We start from the raw sequence: 736 nt of genomic DNA, 5'->3' as shown, positions 1-736 counted from the left end.
GTAATCACAGAATCCACCTTCAGGCCAGCCGCTATTTATCTGGATCTGAATAAACAGTGGACTAAAGACGAATTCGACGCCCTCTGGGAAGCAATTAAAACTAAAACCGTATATGTTTTCAATGACAAGCTGGTCCAACTCAGAGAGGATAATAAAGATATTGAGTTCGAACAACTGTCAAAGTTGAACTTCAGTCTTTTTCCCATCTACAAAATTACCAGGCCAGCCCAATCGCTGCTTATATCAAGAGGAACACCTGCATCACCTAACCTGAGCGACCTTAAGGGATCAGAATTTGCCAATCGCCTCAGCTCCTATCTGGAAACGCCGAAAGAGGTCGCTCTCTACAACACAGGCGACGAACTTTCCCCTTAAATAAAAACCTTAAAAGAACTCAGGGTATTCAAGTATCAAACGGGCGATCTGAAAAACTTATTGAATGCACTCTCTGCCAGTAAATACCAAAGCTTCCGGGAAGACTCCGCAACAGTTGTGATAGATGCGTCGGGAGTAAGCATTCGTCAAAGCAGGAATGAAAAAGCAGGCAAAGCACCCGACCATCTCCTGAGGTTGTTCGCCTACAATAGGATCATGAAAAAAGTCGCAGAAAGGTATTTCCGGGACGATTTCATTCAACCAGAAATTATAGCGGAAGCTGAAAAAGCTAACATTGTAAGTCCCGTATCGAGCCTGATCGTACTGGAAACGCAGAAGGACTATGAGCGCTTCGGAATTG

General features: G+C 44.2%; 2 protein-coding genes. Both read left to right on the top strand.

Annotated features, from left to right (window positions below):
• A partial coding sequence (locus ACNOHI_RS24815; RefSeq protein ID WP_420477399.1) for a hypothetical protein occupies positions 1-375 on the top strand: 375 nt, incomplete at its 5' end.
• A gap of 60 nt (positions 376-435) precedes the next feature.
• The coding region (locus ACNOHI_RS24810; protein WP_420477398.1) for a hypothetical protein at positions 436-736 on the top strand (301 nt) is incomplete at its 3' end.

Source organism: Noviherbaspirillum sp. ST9 (assembly GCF_048799745.1).
Lineage (GTDB): Bacteria > Pseudomonadota > Gammaproteobacteria > Burkholderiales > Burkholderiaceae_D > Noviherbaspirillum.
The sequence above is the reverse complement of the archived record's forward strand: the minus strand, read 5'-3'. Positions and strand labels throughout refer to the sequence as shown.